We start from the raw sequence: 16,358 nt of genomic DNA on the forward strand, positions 1-16,358 counted from the left end.
TTCATCATGAAGAGCGCTCGCCGAACCGGCGCGCGGTCGGCCCGGCGGGAAAAAACATGCGATCAGTCTTGTGTTACGGCGACTCCAACACACACGGCCAGATCCCCGGCAAGGGGCCGCTCGAGCGCTATGGTCCGGCTGAGCGCTGGCCGGGCATACTGCGCGCTCAGCTAGGCCCCGACTGGTATGTCATCGAGGAAGGATTGAGTGGCCGAACCACCGTCCACGACGATCCGATCGAGGGGGCACACAAGAACGGCAGAACCTATCTTCGCCCCTGTCTGCAGAGCCATGCGACGCTCGACCTCGTCATCATCATGCTCGGCACCAATGACCTCAAGATTCGCTTCAACAAACCGCCGTCGGAAGTGGCTATGGGCATCGGCTGCCTTGTCTACGACATCAAGGAACTGGCGCCCGGTCCGGGCGGCACCACACCCGAAATCATGATCGTCGCGCCGCCGCCGATGCAGGACGACGTCAAGGAGTGGAAGTCCATCTTCGCCGGCGCACCGGAGAAATCGCGCCTGCTGGCGCTCGAGTTCGAGGTGCTGGCGGATTCGCTCGAACTGCACTTTTTCGATGCCGGCTCGGTGGTGTCCTGCAGCGAAGCGGACGGATTTCACATCGATGCCGAAGCGCACAGACTACTTGGCACCGCAATCGCCCGCGCGGTCGATGCGATCGGCTGGAGCCGCTCGACATGAGCAACCAGCCCGCCGCCAGGCAATGCCCTCTTACCGACGGGGCGGCCCTTGCCTGACATGAGATTCGCACCACCCAATCCCTTGCGCATCGCCGATCGTGCGAGCGGGCTGAACGCGTTGAGCGTGCGCAGCTACAACGAGCGTCTGGTGCTCTCGCTGCTGCTTCAGAACGAGGGCATATCGCGGATGGAAATCGGCGAGAAGACCGGTCTGTCGGCGCAGACGGCCTCGGTCATCGTCCGCTCCCTCGAACGGGAAGGCCTGGTCTCGCAGGGCGAGGCGCAGCGCGGCCGTGTCGGGCCCCCCACCATCCCGCTTTCACTCAACCCGGAAGGCGCCTACGCGGTCGGCGTCGGCTTCAGCCGGCGCAGGATCGACATCGCGCTCATCGACTTCATCGGCACCGTGCGCTTCCACACGCAGTTGCCCGCGGATGAAGCCAATCCGTTTCCGCAAAGCAGCGATTTGCTTGCGACGATCAGGCAAGCCATGACGAGCCTGCCGGTCGAGGCGCGCAGCCGGGTCGCGGGTATCGGGCTGGCCGTTCCCGATGAGGTCGACGCCATGGCTGCAACCCGCAACGGATCGAGCACGTCCCTGAAGGCTTTGCAAAGCGAGATCGAAGAGCAGATCAAGCTGCCGGTCTTCGTGCAGAACGACATCACCGCGGCGGCCGGCGGCGAGAGCATGTTCGGCGTCGCAAAGCCGCTGAACGACTATTTGTTCTTCTATCTCGGAGCTAGGCTGCAGAGCAGGCTCATCCTGAACCACCAGATCTACAAGGGAAACTCCAGCGCCAGCTTCGATCATGGCCTCATGCGCTTGGAAAGCGAACTGACCATGCGCGGACGCTCGTCCGAAATCATCTGGAGCAGCAGCCCTGAGTGGCCTGATCTTGGAGAGGCCTACACCGAATGGCTGGGGGAATGCTCAAACCGCCTGAAAGCATCGATCTCGGCGCTGACCCAGTTTGTCGAGTTCAGGACGGTCCTCCTGTCCAGCTATGCGCCGCAGAAAATCGCCAAGACCTTGTGCGCCGATATCGGCCAGGAATTTGCCGCTGTCCAAGCGTTGCCAGCGCGGGTGACCATCAGCCCGAAAGCCGTCGGCGCGGCCAGCCTGCCGTTCAGCTCGCGGTTCATGATCCAATGATCGGAACGCTAACAACAGAAGCGTGCAGAGCCCCATCCGAGACGTTGGATGCACACCCGTTTGAATGTCGGCTACTCCGGTGGAAGAAGCTGTCCCTCACGCCGTCTTCTGTGGCCTCGCGCATCAGCAACGGGATGCCGGCGACCGTCATCGGCAATTCCGTGCGGAAGCGGATGTGCGTGGGACCTTGTAATGCACGATCTGGCCTGCGGCAACGACTCGTCAGCCTGTCGGAGCACCGCGACGCCGGCGTAGTGGCTTCCCAGTTGCCAGAAGGGCAGCGGGAACCGCCCGCGCTCCTCTTCAACGATGCGGAAGCCCGCCGCGCGGATCAAGTGCAGCGGTTGGCGGTTGAGATGACAGCCGCCGGCGAGCCGTCCCCACGGCTTGTTCAGCCGCTCCTGCCATCTGCGGCCGCGCGGCCCCTCGGCCTGGCCGTGCTCGATGAAGATCAACCGGCCCATGGGTTTCAGGATGCGGCGGATCTCGGTCAGCGCCGCGTCAGGGTCGGGAATGGTGCAGAAGGCATAGGTGACGACGACCGTGTCGGCGAGGCCATCGATCAAGGGCAGCCTTTCGCCGCTGGCACGGATGCAGTCGACGTCGAACGGCAGCGAACGGATCTTCGGTTCGGCCAGGCCGAGCATAGTGCCGTCGGGATCGATGCCGACCAGCCGCTCCACCCTGGCGGCGTCGTAATAGGGAAGGTTCAAGCCAGACCCGAAGCCGACTTCGACGACAATGCCCTGCGCCCGCGGGATCATGCGCCTTCGCATGCGCGCGAACACGTTTGCCGAACAGCCGGCGTGGACGAGATAGGGAGCAATGCAGCGTGCATACCAAGAGAGACAGGATTGGCACATGTCTCAGCTTCCTTGCCCTGCGCTCTTGAAGCCGACAGGGGCGCTGCCCCCGGCAACTGGCTCGGACATGCAATGGTGGGATAGAGTATTGACCGGTGACATTTCTCGCTCCAAGGAATCTCCTGATCGGGCCCGATCGGCCCGACGTCGTGGGATGGATAGAAGGCCGGCGTCCCCTGAACGTCCTCTCAATATCCCGAGGCGGCCGCGTACAGGTCGATGGAGCGATTGGAGTTCCGACTTCTGGGTTTTCCGGAGTTCCGTCTGGACGGGCAGCGGGTGGAACTCGCCTTGCGCAAGGCGGCCGCGCTCCTCATTTATCTCGCCGAGGCCGGTGGTCCCGTGGGGCGCGAGGTCGCCGCCACGCTCCTGTGGCCCGAAACCGACGAAGAAGCCGCACGAGCGCGCCTCCGGCGCACATTGCATAAAATCCGCATCGCGTTCGGCACGGAGGTCATCGCCGCCACGGGGGCATCCCTCAGCCTGCACCCGGCGCTTGCCGTCGATCTCGACTCCAAGGTTTTCGAGCATGCCTGCAATGTCGGCCCTCTCGACGAAGCGTCCGACATATATAAGGGCGACTACCTCGACGGCTTCTCACTTCCGGACTGTCCGGAATTCGACGAATGGGTCTTTTTCAGGCGCGAGGCCTTGCGTAGCCGGTTGGTGCAGGCGCTGGAGCGTACCATCGAAGCGAAGATCGCCGGGGGCGAGCCACGCAGCGCGGTCGTGCATGCGACGCGCCTGGCGGCACTCGACCCCTTGAGCGAAAGCGCGCACCGTCACCTGATCCGCGCGCACCTGGCGGCCGGGAACAGGGCGGCAGCCGAGCGCCAGGCCGAAAGCTGCGTCCAGCTGTTACGAGACGAACTCGGCGTAGCGCCGGACCCGGCCACGCTTGCCCTGGTGCGGGAGCCAACTCAAGATGTCACTTTGGACGTGCCCAGGACGCGCTACGTCGAAGTGGACGGCATCCATCTCGCCTATCAGACCGTCGGTAGCGGACCGACGGACATCGTGCTTGTTCCCGGCTTCATTTCGCATGTCGAGCGTATCTGGGAAGACAGTCGCTGCCGCGCCTGGATATCAGCGGTTTCGCGCCGGGGCCGCCTGATCCTGTTCGACCGGCGCGGCATGGGACTTTCCGACCGCGTCGGCGTGCGCTCCACCGTCGAAACGACAGCGCAGGACATCTTGGCGGTCATGAATGCGGCCGGCAGCCGCCGGGCCTTGCTCATCGGCGCGTCGGAGGGCGGGCCGGGTTGTGTCCATTTTGCTATCGATCATCCCGATCGGCTTATCGGCCTTGTCCTGTGGGGTTCGCTCGCGAAAGGCAGCCGCGCGTCGGACTATCCCTTCGCCTTGACCGCCGCGCAATACGATCTGTGGAAGCAGCGGCTGATCGCCGGCTGGGGCGGCCCGGCGGAAATCGAGACGTTCGCCCCGAGCCTCTCCGGAAACCGCCAGGCTCAGACCTGGTGGGCGGGATTGCTCAGGGCAGCCTCCAGCCCCGGCGCGGTCGCAGGCCTGCTCGAAGCGCTGCGTGATACCGATGTCCGTTCCCTGCTCGCAAAGGTCTCGGCCCCGACGATGGTCCTGCACCGGTCCGGCGACCGCGCCGTGCGCGTCGAGGCGGGGCGGCTCCTGGCCGCCGGAATCCCGGGCGCGCGGTTCATCGAGCTGGCCGGTGACGACCACTGGTTTTGGGTCGGCGACCAACAGCCGCTGCTCGACAGCATCGGCGCGCTTGCACGAAGCAGCTGATGCGCGATTGCGGCGTCAGCCGCCGTCAGTTCCGCTGTGGAAATGGCTGTGGGACTGGCCGCGAATGGCGAGGCCGGCGCGGATGCCACTTTGGCCATGCTCCGGGGCGACGCCGGGCGGCGTCGAACATGACGTCCGGTGGAAGGCCGGTTTCCGGCCTATTTCGGTGCAGCGGCAGCGGTTCCGCCCGGCGGTATGATCCGCATCATGGATGTCGACACCGTGTCGCCAGGCTTGAACGGGCCCGGGACCTTGTTGCTTACCGGCTTCACGCTTTGCAGGAACGCCGCGATCGCCATGGCATCGTCCGCTGTGAGATGGGCAAAAGCAGGCCAGGGCATAATCGGCGCCAAGGTCCGGCCGTCCGGCCGCTGGCCGGTCTGGATCGCAGCGACGATCTGCTCCGGGGTCCAGCTGCCGATCCCGGTCTCCTTGTCGGGCGTGATGTTTCGACCGGGAAAGACACCGACGCCAGGTATCTCAAAGCCCACATCCGAGCCGCCAAGAAAGCGCGACATATCGGGTTTGCCGAAGAAGTAGCCGGGCGTGTGGCAGTCGTTGCAGCCGGCGATCGTAACCAGGTACTCGCCACGCGCAACCTGCGCGTCGTCGGCCATCGCGGCGTATGATGGAAGGGCGACGACCGAGGCTGTGAGCAATGCGAGACGAACTGACGCTGGAAACATGATTTCCTCCCTTGGTTTGTTCTTGGCTTCTCCTACGGCCTTGTCGTGCTCCCGTCGGGGGCTGCCGTTACGCAGTTCCCCCAGCCGATTGCGGCGCACCTGATCCGCTCCACGTTGCGCCTTACGGTTTGCGGCCGATCACGGCGCCGTTCGCGGCGGGAGCATCGAACCAGACCGTCTCGACGTGCCTGAATCCGGCTTCCTCGAGCCACTCCGAATACTCGGCCGGGGTGTAGTTTCGTCCTTCCGTCTCGATCAGCATGTTGAGGCTCATCAGCGCGGCCGGCGCCGGTCCGGTCTTTTCATCATTGACGAGAAGCTCGCTGATGACGACCGCGCCGCCGCTTGGCAAAGCCTCGAAGGACCGGCGCAGCAGGGCGCGGTTCTTCGCCTCGTCCCAATCGTGCATGATCATCGACAGGAGATGCACGTCGTGATCCCCGGGAAGCTGTTCAAAGAAATTGCCGCCCGCGGTCTCGATGCGGTCCGTCAAGTCGGCCTCGGCGATCTTGCCCGCGGCGATCGCGGCGACATGCGGCAGGTCAAACACGGTCGCACGCAACGCCTCATACTGTTTGCAAAGCTCGATATCGTACGCGCCCGATCCGCCGCCGATGTCCAGGAGGCGGCGGAAATGACTGAGATCCACGGCTTCGCCGAGCTTGCGCGCGGTCATCGTGGAAAGCGAATGCATTGCCTCCCAGAAGAGCGCCAGCATCGTAGGATCCGCGCCCTCGAACATCGAGGATTGCACTACCGGATCCCATGTGGTTGGCCGGTTCGTGCGCAGCGCCTCTGCAAGCCTTCCCCAGCCCGCGTAGAGCCGCTTGTCGGCCATCTGCACGAAGCCGCCGAAGTAATACGGCTTACCCTTCACGAGATAGGTTTCGCTCAAGGGCGTGTTGCGATAGCGGCCGCCGGTTTTCTCCAGGAGCCCAAGTGCAGCGCAGCCGGTCAACAGCATCTCTGCCGGGCGTTGATGCAGGCCGAGCGCTTCCGCCAGCTCCGCAACCGTGATGCCGGCGCCGCTCGCAAGGCGGCTGAAGAGGTCCAACTCATGCGCGGCGGCCAGAGTCTTGAAGGCCCAGAAACCGGTCGAAAGCGCCATTAGCGGGACAGCGGAAGGAAGCTCTTGCGTGGTGACGATCGGTCGGTCGGCCGCGCGCAGCCCTGTCTCGCCCGGGATCGAACCGGGCTGGTGGGCAAGCGTTGTCATGCGCGTAGCAGCGCGCTGATGGCTGGGCATGGCACTCTCCCAAATGTTGACGGGTGGTTCGAAGCTTTTGAGCCAAGCGGTGACGGCGCGGGTTTCGAAAATGGTGCCGATCGAAGGGTCCACCAGCACGCGACGGCCGCCTTGTGCTCGCAAGGCTGCGCCGATGGCGCGCAATAGGGTCAGCCGTGGCGGCCGGTGTCGGGTCGGCTCCGTGGTCCGACAGGCCGATGGCATGGACCCGATGTCCGCGCTCTTCGGGCGCCGTCACCCTTCCCCAGCACCAGCCGCCGTGCCATCCGCCATGAACGGGCAGGAACCGCATCACGCGTTACCTCATCGACATCAAGTTCGTGACTAAACCTGGCTTGACTTCAACCACTGGCGCGGGGGCCTTACCATGACCGATGTCCCTCAACAGTCCGGGGGGCAAATCCGCGATTGCCCGATGTCCTGAGACGCATAATTGCCAGGTCTTGAGGGCCGCGACTGTGGTTTTCAGCACAGACCAAGGTAGTCGCACCCTCGACGGGTTATGGATTCGAGTTTCCGCTCGAGGCATTTCAGCCTCCCATTGCCGGCCATCCGCTTCTTCCCTTGCCGCCGAAGCAATGGTAAGGAGGCTAGAGGACCGATAGAAGTGCCAATTCAGGGATTCTTGGCCAGTCCAATTCCGGTTGGCATAGTGACACTTGCAAGGTCCTGCCGCTAAGGCGGCGCAGGACGCTGGAGGACTGGCCGCAGGCCGAATTCCGGTGCCTGCGTCAGACCAATTCCGTTGCTGAACAATGACGGCCTTTCACATAAGCCTGGTCGGGCGCAAGAATCTCAGCGGCGAGATTTATCGTCAGATACGGCGCGCCGTTCTGGATCGACGGCTGCGGCCCGGCGATCCTCTGCCGCCTGGCCGCGAACTGGCGCGGACGCTTGCCGTGTCGCGTGCCACCGTGACAGTGGCGTATGAACGGCTCGCCGCCGAAGGGTTCGTGACATCCAGGCAGGGGTCTGGGACGTTCATCGGCGAATTGGTGATGCCGGCCGGGCGAGAAAAGACCGGACGCCGATCTACCGGCGTGCTCCAGCCACGCCAGATCTGGGAGGCGATAGCCCCACCACCCGCATTCGAGCCGGTTCGTTTCGACTTTCACGCCGGGTTTTGCGATGCTTCGCTGTTTCCGCACGGGGCATGGCGTCGGTCGGTGGTTTGGGCGCTGCGTTCGGGCGAAGCGACCGCCGGCACTTACGAACATCCCGCCGGACATCACGATCTCAGGGTCGCAATCGCCAGGCACATAGGCATCTCCCGAGGGATCGGGGCGGCTGCGGACGACATCATTGTCACAAACGGCACCCAGCAGGCACTGGATGTCCTGGCACGCGTCCTGCTGGCACCGGGCGATGCAATTGCCATCGAAGATCCGGGCTACGGCCCTCCGAGGCATTTGTTCAAGGCCTTGGGTATTCGTGTGGTCGGTGTACCGGTGGATCGCCAGGGGCTGGTCGTTGATGCGCTACCGCGCGGAATCCGAGCCGTGTATGTCACGCCGTCTCATCAATTTCCGCTTTCGGTAACGATGACGCTGCCGCGCCGGCAGGCGCTGCTGGCCTGGGCCGAGCGAAATAACGCGGCCATCATCGAAGACGACTACGACAGCGAGTTCCGTTTCGGGGGCCGTCCCCTCGAGCCGTTGCAGACGCTCGACGCAAAAGGCCGGGTCATCTACGTCGGCTCCTTCTCGAAGACAATGCTGCCGACGCTTCGGCTGGGCTTCATATTGACGCCGCCATCGCTGCGAGCGGCCGTGCACAAAGCGAAATTCGTCAGCGACTGGCATTCATCGACCCCGGCGCAAGCAGCGCTCGCGCGTTTCATCGATGAGGGCGCTTTTGCGCGTCACATCCGTCGGGTGAACGCAATCTACCGGGAACGGCACCAGATCATCGCGAAAGCCATCGCCAATGATTTTGCCGAGCATCTCGAGCTCATCCCATCGACAACGGGGCTCCATCTCACCGCCCTTGCCCGGAAAATGTCGGCGGACCGGATCGCCGAGGTCGCCCGCCGCGCAGCCGATCGCGGCGTCGCCGTCCAGATTCTGTCACGGTTCGCCGTGAACGCCATCCCGCGGGCCGGGATCATGCTGGGGTATGGCGCCATTCCGACGCCCCGCATCGAAGAAGGGTTGCATTTGCTGCGCGCCTGTTTCGACAGTGAATCGCCCTGACCTTCAATTTGTCTATGCCACGCGTGGCTCGGCTGGCCTGGGTTTGACCACGGTGGCGAGTACGATGCCGGCGACGATGAAGGCCGCGCCGACCAGATCGTAATCGTGCAAGCCCTCGCCGAGCAGCAGATAGGCAAGCATGGCGACGAACACCGTCTGCAGGTAGAGCAGCATGCTCGCTCGGCTCGCGCCGAGCGTTTCCACGCTTTTGTTGTAGAGATAGTACATCAAGGCGCCGCCCGGACCGGCCAGATAGGCGAGCGCGAGAATGCTGTGGACGTCCATGGCGGAACGTTCGTCGTTGAACAATTCCCAGACATGGAACGGCAAGGCGACCAGCGCGCCGGCGCCGAGCAGCAGCACGACCATCGGCAGGAGTTCGATGCCGAATTTGGCACGCCGCAAAAGTACGGTGTACAGGCCCCAGCAGAACGCGCTGCCGACGATCCAGAGCTCGCCGGCGTTGAACTTGAGTTGCAGCAGCGCCGTCAGGTTCCCGTGGGCAACGATGAAGATCATCCCAGCGAGCGCAACCAGCGCGCCAAGCGACTTCCACAGCCCGAGCGGCTCGCCAAGCACGAAACGGGCGAGCACCATCGTCATCACAGGCGACAGCGCCATGATGATGCCGGCGGTGGTGGCGTCGGTGTCGTTGAGGCCATGATAGATCATGCCCTGGCACAGGGTTAGGCCGATCGCCCCGACGGCGACGACCTCCACGGCGCGCGTTCGCAACAGCCCGATCATCGCGTCGTGATGACGGTGCACGATCGGCAGCAGGATGGCGCAAGCAAGCGTCAGCCGCCAGAAGCACAGGCCCCAGGGCGGCATTTCAGGCGCCACCCATTTGGCCGCGATATAGACACCGGCCGAAAGCAGCCAGCACAGGACGGCGGCCGGATAGCCGGCCAAGGAGGATATGGACCCGAGCTCGGGTTGCGCAGCGTGATGCGCTATCGGCATTGCCTGCATGTCATGCCCTCCCCTTCGATGACGTCGGCCCGATGGGACAATATAGCCTGCGCGGTTGGGTCGTGCATCCGTTTTGAAAGGCGAAAGGCATCTGCGCTCGACCGCGGCGTCTGATACAGGCCCCTGTTCCGACCGTGGGGCGCTCGGTGGCTCGCTCCCGATCCAGACGCGGTTGGAGCCAGGTTGGAAATGTGAGCGACAGATAGAACCAGTGCACAATTGCGATAAGATGCTTCACTATCTCCGGTTCTCGAGGTCCAATGTCTGAAGCGGACTGGCTCAGCCATCTCTTGCAAATCATCACCGTCACCGGCCAGCTCGAGGTCCGCTGCGCCTACGGTGCGCCGTGGCGCGTTGCCTGGAGCAAGGCTGCCGCCAACGAAATTCCCTACCATGTCATAGTCAAGGGCCGAGCCATTTTGGAGGATCCGGACACGACAGCAGCAAGGGAGCTGGTGAGCGGAGATATTGTGCTGCTGCCTCACGGCGCGGCGCATGTACTGCACGACGGTAGCGGGCAAACACCAATCCCTACCCAGCAACGCCGGGGGGCTGCCGGATGGATGCTGAGCGAGAACGATGGCCGGGGCGAGCAACTGGATCTGCTGTGCGGGCGATTTTTTATCGCACCGCCCCATGATCGGCTGGTCCGCAACTACCTGCCTGCGAATTTGGTGGCGCGGTCCATGGACGGCGATGAAGAAAAAGGCATCGGCTCCGCCTCCAGCCAGCTGGCCGGTCTGGTGAGGCTGATGCGAATGGAATCCGCCGGTGACAGAGCCGGAGGACGCGCCATTCTCAACGCGCTTTCTTCGGCCCTGTTCACACTGGTGCTGCGCGCGGCGAGCCAATCCGGGAAAGCCCCCGAAGGCTTGTTGGCCCTGGCCGGCAATCCACGGCTTGCTCCAGCCATTTCCGCGATGTTCGCCGATGCGGCGCGGCCCTGGAAACTGCCCGATCTGGCCGATTTGTGCGGGATGTCGCGCGCTACGTTCATGCGCCAGTTCCAGGACAAGCTGGGTCGCTCCGCCCTCGATTTGTTGACCGATCTGCGCATGAGCCTGGCAGCCAACGAGTTGAAGAAGCCGGGGATCAGCACCGAGGCCGTGGCCGAGACCGTTGGATATCAATCCGTTTCGGCATTCCGGCGCGTCTTCGCCGAAAGGATGGGAATGACGCCGGGGGAGTGGCGGCGGCTGGCGCACAAGGGCGAGTAAGACCGCGGCTTGGAATCGGGAAGGCACAGTTTGATCCTTTCACGCATTAGATTGAGCCAATTCAGTCTCGAAATAATCACTCCTCCTCGTAAATTAGGCTCCTCAATCACTTGATAAGGGAGCCATCCAATGAACTGCCTCGCCACCACCGGACCCGCAACCCGCGTAGCCGCCGAAAGCCTCGGGGAGACCGGAAAGAGCGAAAACGCATTCGCGACGAATGCCGTCATCGAAACGATCCTGAGCCGCAGTGCCGCCAAGTACTACGACCCTGCTGCCACCCTGAGCGACGACCAGATCCGCGACCTGGTGCGTATCGGCACGTCCGCGCCAACCTCCTTCCACCTGCAGAACTGGCGCTTCATTGCCGTACGCTCGGCAGAAGCCAAGGCGCGGCTGCGTCCGATCGCCTGGAACCAGCCCGCGATCACCGAAGCGGCCGTGGCTTTCATCATCATCGGCAGGCTGGCCGATGCCAGCACCGTCCCCGACCGTCTGGCGCCCGTGGTGGAAGCCGGTATCATGCCGGCGCAGCTGGTGCCGGAATGGGAGATCCCCGCTCGCGGTCTGTATGACGATCAGCCGCAGCGCCAGCGCGACGAAGCCGTGCGCTCGGCGACCTTCGGCACCGCGGCGATCATCTACGCGGCCCGTTCGCTGGGCCTGGGTTCGACGCCGATGATCGGTTTCGACGCCGAGGCGGTGCACCGCGAGTTCGGCCTGGCCGAAGACGAAGTGCCGGTCATGCTGCTGACCGTAGGGCCGGAGCGAGCCGGCAACTGGCCGCAGAAGCCGCGCATGCCGGTGGCCGATGTGCTGGACTTTGCATAATCGCCAGCCAAGTCAAGATCTTACGGAGGCTACAAAGGCAAGAACTGCGTGAGAGATCGAAAAGTCCTTCCACGCCGTAAATTACCCCGAACCAAGAAATGTCTGAGGAGACAATTCCCATGAAAGCGATCGTAGTGACGGACCAGGCCGCAGGAACGGCCGGGATGAAGCTGGTGGAGCGGCCCGAGCCGCAGGCAGCGATAAACGATGTCGTCGTACAGGTTCATGCGGCGGGATTCGTCAACACCGAACTGGAGTGGCCCTCGACCTGGGCCGATCGAGCCTTCCGCGACCGGACGCCGTCGATCCTCGGCCATGAGCTGGCCGGTGTGGTCACTGCGCTCGGCTACGGCACCACGGGGCTTTCAATCGGTCAGCGGGTGTTCGGCATCGCGGACTGGCATCGCGACGGCACCCTTGCCGAGTATATAGCCATCGAGGCTCGCAACCTCGCGCCATTGCCGGGCGACGTCGAGTTCACGGTGGGCGCGAGCCTGCCGATCTCGGGCCTGACCGCGTGGCAGGGACTGTTTCAGCATGGCCGCCTTCAGGCGGGGCAGAGCGTCCTTGCGCATGGTGCGGCCGGCGCCGTCGGGTCGATGGTGACGCAGCTCGCACGAGAGGCCGGCGCCTACGTCATCGGTACCGGACGCTCTGCCGACCGTCAGAAGGCGCTCGATTTCGGCGCGAATGAATTCGTCGACCTCGAGAACGACGCCCTGGAAGACGTGCGCGGCATCGATCTGGTGTTCGATGTCATTGGCGGCGACATCCAGAAACGGTCCGCGGCGCTGATCCGAGCCGGAGGTACGCTGGTGACCGTCGTCGGACCGACCGACGCGCGGCCCGTGGATGGCCTGGCGGTCGACTTCATCGTCGAGTCCAATCGTGCTCAGCTCAGCGAGATCGTCCAGCGGGTGCGGGACGGCCGACTGCGGACGAACATCGGCAAAGTCGCAACCCTCGACGAAGCGATCGCCGCCTTCAACTCGACCGAGCGACGCGCTGGGAAAACGGTCATCCGCGTTCGCCCGTGAGGATTTGGGGGAGAGAGGACGGTTCCTCTCTCCCCGATTGCGTCCAGACGGGCGGCCCCAGATAGGTTGCGAGCGGCGAGACCTGATGTCTGGTTCGCCGGCTTAGCTGTCGCATTCTGTTGGGCCGCCGACCGCCGACCGGCAGACACACTCGGAATGGTGATTTCGAGGCCGGACGAAGATGTTCGTCCCGCTATTCCAGATACGGCGTCAGCACATCTTTGATCCATTTCATGAATGCGCGGACTCGGCGCGACAGATTGCTGCGATGTGCGACGACGAAGGACACGGGGATCGCCCGGCGACGCAAATCGGGCATGATCTCCACCAGCGCTCCACTCTTCAAATATTGGCCAATCCCCAGGAGTGGCGCCTGAATCAGGCCAAGGCCGGCGACGGCAGCAGCATCGTAGGTCTGCGCGCTGTTGACGTGTAGCGCGCCTGGCAACTGAAGCGTCGCGTAGCTGTCGCCGTCCGGATATTCCCATCCATGGGGCCTCGCGCCCAGCATCGTCGAAAAATGAACTGTCCGATGTTCCTGGCACCGGAGGTCGTCCAGCGATCGAGGGATGCCATAGCGCGCCAGATAGGCGGGACTGGCGGCGTTGACCATGCGCAACAGGCCCAACGGGCGGGCAATCAGCGTCTCGTCTCGGATGGGACCAAGCCGCAACACGCAGTCAAACCCCTCTTGAACCAGATCGACTTGCCGGTCGCTACTCGACAGCTCCAGCTCCAACTCGGGGTGAGCCGCCATGAAATCCGGCAAGGCCGGGACGATCGTCGTGCGCGCCACTTCGGTCGGAAGATCGACCCGTAAACGCCCGCGAAGCGCCACGCGATCGCCTGCGAACATCGAGTGCAGATCATCGACTTCAGCAAGCAGATCGCGGGCACGGGCATGAAATGCGCGCCCGTCCTCCGTCAACCGCACGCTGCGCGTCGTGCGGTGCAGGAGCCTGACACCGACATCTTCTTCCAGTTTCCGGACCGCCGTCGAGGCCCTCCCCTTCTGGATGCCCAGGCTATCGGCCGCGCGGGTGAAGCTCCCCATTTCCGCTACCGTTATGAAAATGAGGACGGGTTCGAGATTCTGCATCTTCGTGCCTCGTATTGTTTTCTAGAATGAGAACAGTTGGTTCATTTCCTCGGTGTTTATCACACTCAGGAGGCACAGTAAGTTTCGGATATGGGATCTCCCCATCGGAGAACGACAAATGTCCGAAACCATGAACCAGCGCCAGACAGCCGAAACCATGACCTTGCATCGCGCCCCGTGGGCCGGCCGGATCATGAGCGCGTTTGTCGTCATCGTCCTGGTGGCAGACGGCACCATTCAGCTTTTCGCGCCGGCACAGATCGCGAGCATGTTGCAGGAAACCGGGTTCGCGATGGACCTGACCCGTGTCGTGGGTCCGATCATCCTCGCCTGCGCCATCCTTTACGCCATTCCGGCCACCGCCGTACTCGGCGCGATCCTGGTGACGGGCTTTTTGGGCGGTGCCATCTGCGCCCATGTCCGCATCGGTGAGTTGGGGTCGCCGCCGGAGATCATTTCGCTGCTTCTGGGAGCGCTGACATGGGGCGGCCTCTATCTGCGCGATCCCCGAGTCCGGGCCATTCTACCGCTCATCCATTGAACCAACCGGGGTAGCGCCCCGTCCCTCAACATCAGGAGAAAACACATGTTTCTAGTAACGGGAATCACGGGAAAAGTTGGCGGCGCGACGGCAAGGCATTTGCTGGCGCAAGGCAAGAAGGTGCGCGCGCTGGTCCGCGACCGCGAGAAGGCGGTTAACTGGGCGAACCAGGGCGTGGAACTGGTTGACGGCGATTGGAATGATCCGGCAGCCATCGAGCGAGCGCTCAAAGGCGTCGAAGGCGCGTTCGTCATGTTGCCCCCTGTCTGGGCGCCGTCGCCCGATTACAAGGAAGCAAAGGGCGTGATTGCAAACTATGTCGAGGCGCTCACCAAGGCAGCGCCGCCGCGAGTGGTTGCGCTTTCGTCTATGGGTGCGAACCGAACCAGCGGGCACGGGGTGATCGCGGCCTTGTCGCTTCTGGAGCAAGGGTTTCGCGACCTGAAATCGCCAGTCGCATTTGTGCGCGCCGGCGGTTTCTTCGAAAACTTCCTCTACGGCTTGCAGGTTGCGCAGGGCGGAACGCTACCGGTCTACTACAATCCGACAAACCGGAAATCGACCATGGTCGCAACGAACGACATAGGCGCGGCGGTCGCAACCCTTTTGACCGGACCGGCGTGGTCGGGGCGGCGCTTCGTCGAGCTTGGTTCGATGGTCACCGCGGATGAAGTCGCGGGCCAGTTGGGCGAAGTCCTGAATCGCGACGTGAAAGCCTTTGCGATCCCGCGCGCAGGGTGGGCGGAAGCCTTCGAGCAATTCGGCATCCCGAAAGGCCACTCCGGACCTGCCGAAGAAATGTTCGAAGCCGTGAATGCAGGGTGGATGGACCTCGGCGTCGAGGGAACGGAGCACGTAGCGGGTACGACGTCCGCACGCGATGTATTCGTGGCTGCACAGAACGCCGCCAAGGCGTAAGTCCGGGAGAGACGGAGACTTCCCGCTTCTGCGTCGGACGCGTGGCGGGAAGCGCTCAACAGTTCAAAGCAACACGAGGCGCTTCCACTCCCGCCTGACTTTTTCTGTATCCCGGGGAGGATTTCGTTTCTGTTTCCTGCTGCATGCATGCGGTGGTGCGTACGTGACGCGTGTCCCAGTATTCACGGTCCACGCGCCCTTGATGACGATAAGGAGAAGACGCCGCATGCCCGTCCGTGATTCAGATCGTGCCGATCACGTTGACTAGAGTTTGGGCATCGGCGGCAACTCGCCAAGGGGAGCGCCGAACCAGCGTTCGTTGATTTTAGACAGCTCGCCATTCTTTTCGATCTCGGCAATAAATGTGTTCGCGTATTCCTGCAGCGCCGTATTGGACTTGCTGAATGCCATGCCGTTCGCCTGGGACTTCAGCGTAATCTTCGGCTCGATCTCCATTTTCGGATAGTCTTTGGTGAGTTGCGCCAGGATGGTGTTGGAAGCGCCGAGCGCCTGCACTTGTCCGGAAATGAGCGCCTGCAGTGCAGTGGCGTCGTCGTCGAAGCGCTTGATTTCTGTCCCCTGCGGGGCCATCGCCGTAATAGCTGTATCCTGCGTCGATGCGCGCGCGACGCCGATGCTGACGGATTTGAGATCTTCCGGACCTTTAACCTTCAGACTTTTCGGGGCAAGCACATAGATCGTCAGCGCGGAATAGGGATTGGAAAACAACACCTGCTTAGCTCGCTCGGCTGTGATGCCGAAGGTAGCGATCAGCACGTCGATCTTATTGGTCAAAAGATAGGGAATGCGGTTGGGGCCAGTGACGGGAACAAGCTCTAGTTTCACGCCGAGCGATTTCGCCAGAAGCGCTGCGACATCGGCGTCGTAGCCCGCAGGCTGCTGGTTGGCATCGGTGCCGCCAAACGGCGGATAGTCGACTAGAACGCCAACTCGGAGGGTGCCGCTTTGCTTGATTTCGTCGGGAGTTGCGGCGCTGGCTGTGCTAGTGCTCAGAAACGCTGTGGTCATGCCGGCCGCGAAGAGTGTGGCGAAACCGCGTCGCGTGATCGAGTTCAAGATCGTCATACACATTTCTCCCAGGATGTTAGTTTCGACTGCTCTGCGATCCGCGT

The 16,358-nt window shown here is 63.2% G+C and carries 15 protein-coding genes; 9 read left to right on the forward strand and 6 right to left on the reverse strand.

From position 1 onward, the window contains the following. Positions 1-56 precede the first annotated feature (56 nt). Positions 57-707 carry an SGNH/GDSL hydrolase family protein gene (locus LB551_RS21570; RefSeq protein WP_140552430.1) on the forward strand — a complete coding sequence of 217 codons (651 nt, stop codon included), beginning with the start codon at positions 57-59 and terminating at the stop codon, positions 705-707. A gap of 57 nt (positions 708-764) precedes the next feature. Then, entirely contained in the window at positions 765-1,859 is a 1,095-nt protein-coding gene (locus tag LB551_RS21575) for an ROK family transcriptional regulator (RefSeq protein WP_224660386.1), read from the forward strand. 71 nt (positions 1,860-1,930) lie between these two features. Here LB551_RS21575 and LB551_RS21580 read toward each other — a convergent pair whose 3' ends face one another. Continuing rightward, entirely contained in the window at positions 1,931-2,623 is a 693-nt protein-coding gene (locus LB551_RS21580; protein ID WP_263495969.1) for a class I SAM-dependent methyltransferase, read from the reverse strand. A gap of 318 nt (positions 2,624-2,941) precedes the next feature. On the opposite strand from LB551_RS21580, the gene LB551_RS21585 reads away from it, so the two are divergent. Continuing rightward, on the forward strand, positions 2,942-4,486 hold the full coding sequence (locus LB551_RS21585) for an alpha/beta hydrolase (protein ID WP_224660387.1): 1,545 nt from the start codon (positions 2,942-2,944) through the stop codon (positions 4,484-4,486). A 158-nt stretch (positions 4,487-4,644) separates the two neighbouring features. Here LB551_RS21585 and LB551_RS21590 read toward each other — a convergent pair whose 3' ends face one another. Both LB551_RS21590 and LB551_RS21595 read right to left on the reverse strand, forming a co-directional pair. After that, the gene (locus LB551_RS21590) at positions 4,645-5,172 is read right to left on the reverse strand and encodes a c-type cytochrome (protein WP_140899163.1); all 528 of its coding nucleotides are present in this window, start codon (positions 5,170-5,172) and stop codon (positions 4,645-4,647) included. Positions 5,173-5,293: 121 nt separating this feature from the next. Next, a complete protein-coding gene (locus tag LB551_RS21595) occupies positions 5,294-6,418 on the reverse strand; it encodes an acetylserotonin O-methyltransferase (protein WP_224660388.1) in 1,125 nt (374 codons plus the stop codon). 755 nt (positions 6,419-7,173) lie between these two features. Here LB551_RS21595 and LB551_RS21600 point away from each other — a divergent pair. Next, on the forward strand, positions 7,174-8,610 hold the full coding sequence (locus tag LB551_RS21600; protein ID WP_224660389.1) for a PLP-dependent aminotransferase family protein: 1,437 nt from the start codon (positions 7,174-7,176) through the stop codon (positions 8,608-8,610). 12 nt (positions 8,611-8,622) lie between these two features. Here LB551_RS21600 and LB551_RS21605 read toward each other — a convergent pair whose 3' ends face one another. Further along, complete coding sequence (locus LB551_RS21605; protein ID WP_224660390.1) at positions 8,623-9,582, reverse strand: DMT family transporter; 960 nt, start codon at positions 9,580-9,582, stop codon at positions 8,623-8,625. 260 nt (positions 9,583-9,842) lie between these two features. On the opposite strand from LB551_RS21605, the gene LB551_RS21610 reads away from it, so the two are divergent. The 3 genes from LB551_RS21610 to LB551_RS21620 all read left to right on the forward strand — a co-directional run bounded on the left by LB551_RS21610 (position 9,843) and on the right by LB551_RS21620 (position 12,667). Next, positions 9,843-10,799: an AraC family transcriptional regulator gene (locus LB551_RS21610; RefSeq protein WP_224660391.1), complete on the forward strand. Its 957-nt coding sequence runs from the start codon at positions 9,843-9,845 to the stop codon at positions 10,797-10,799. Between the two features lie 129 nt (positions 10,800-10,928). Continuing rightward, entirely contained in the window at positions 10,929-11,630 is a 702-nt protein-coding gene (locus LB551_RS21615) for a nitroreductase family protein (RefSeq protein ID WP_224660392.1), read from the forward strand. Between the two features lie 119 nt (positions 11,631-11,749). After that, on the forward strand, positions 11,750-12,667 hold the full coding sequence (locus tag LB551_RS21620) for an NADP-dependent oxidoreductase (protein WP_224660393.1): 918 nt from the start codon (positions 11,750-11,752) through the stop codon (positions 12,665-12,667). A gap of 193 nt (positions 12,668-12,860) precedes the next feature. Here the strand turns inward: LB551_RS21620 and LB551_RS21625 are convergent, their stop codons facing one another. Next, positions 12,861-13,766: a LysR family transcriptional regulator gene (locus LB551_RS21625; RefSeq protein ID WP_224660394.1), complete on the reverse strand. Its 906-nt coding sequence runs from the start codon at positions 13,764-13,766 to the stop codon at positions 12,861-12,863. A gap of 118 nt (positions 13,767-13,884) precedes the next feature. On the opposite strand from LB551_RS21625, the gene LB551_RS21630 reads away from it, so the two are divergent. Both LB551_RS21630 and LB551_RS21635 read left to right on the forward strand, forming a co-directional pair. Then, positions 13,885-14,307, forward strand: coding sequence for a DoxX family protein (locus LB551_RS21630; RefSeq protein WP_224660395.1), 423 nt, complete (start codon positions 13,885-13,887; stop codon positions 14,305-14,307). A gap of 99 nt (positions 14,308-14,406) precedes the next feature. Further along, positions 14,407-15,225, forward strand: a complete 819-nt coding sequence (locus LB551_RS21635) for an NmrA family NAD(P)-binding protein (protein ID WP_263495970.1) — start codon at positions 14,407-14,409, stop codon at positions 15,223-15,225. Between the two features lie 264 nt (positions 15,226-15,489). Here the strand turns inward: LB551_RS21635 and LB551_RS21640 are convergent, their stop codons facing one another. Further along, on the reverse strand, positions 15,490-16,311 hold the full coding sequence (locus LB551_RS21640; RefSeq protein WP_224660397.1) for a transporter substrate-binding domain-containing protein: 822 nt from the start codon (positions 16,309-16,311) through the stop codon (positions 15,490-15,492). Between the last annotated feature and the right edge of the window lie 47 nt (positions 16,312-16,358).

It is taken from the genome of Mesorhizobium sp. BR1-1-2, from assembly GCF_020165435.1.
Taxonomy (GTDB): Bacteria; Pseudomonadota; Alphaproteobacteria; order Rhizobiales; family Rhizobiaceae; genus Mesorhizobium.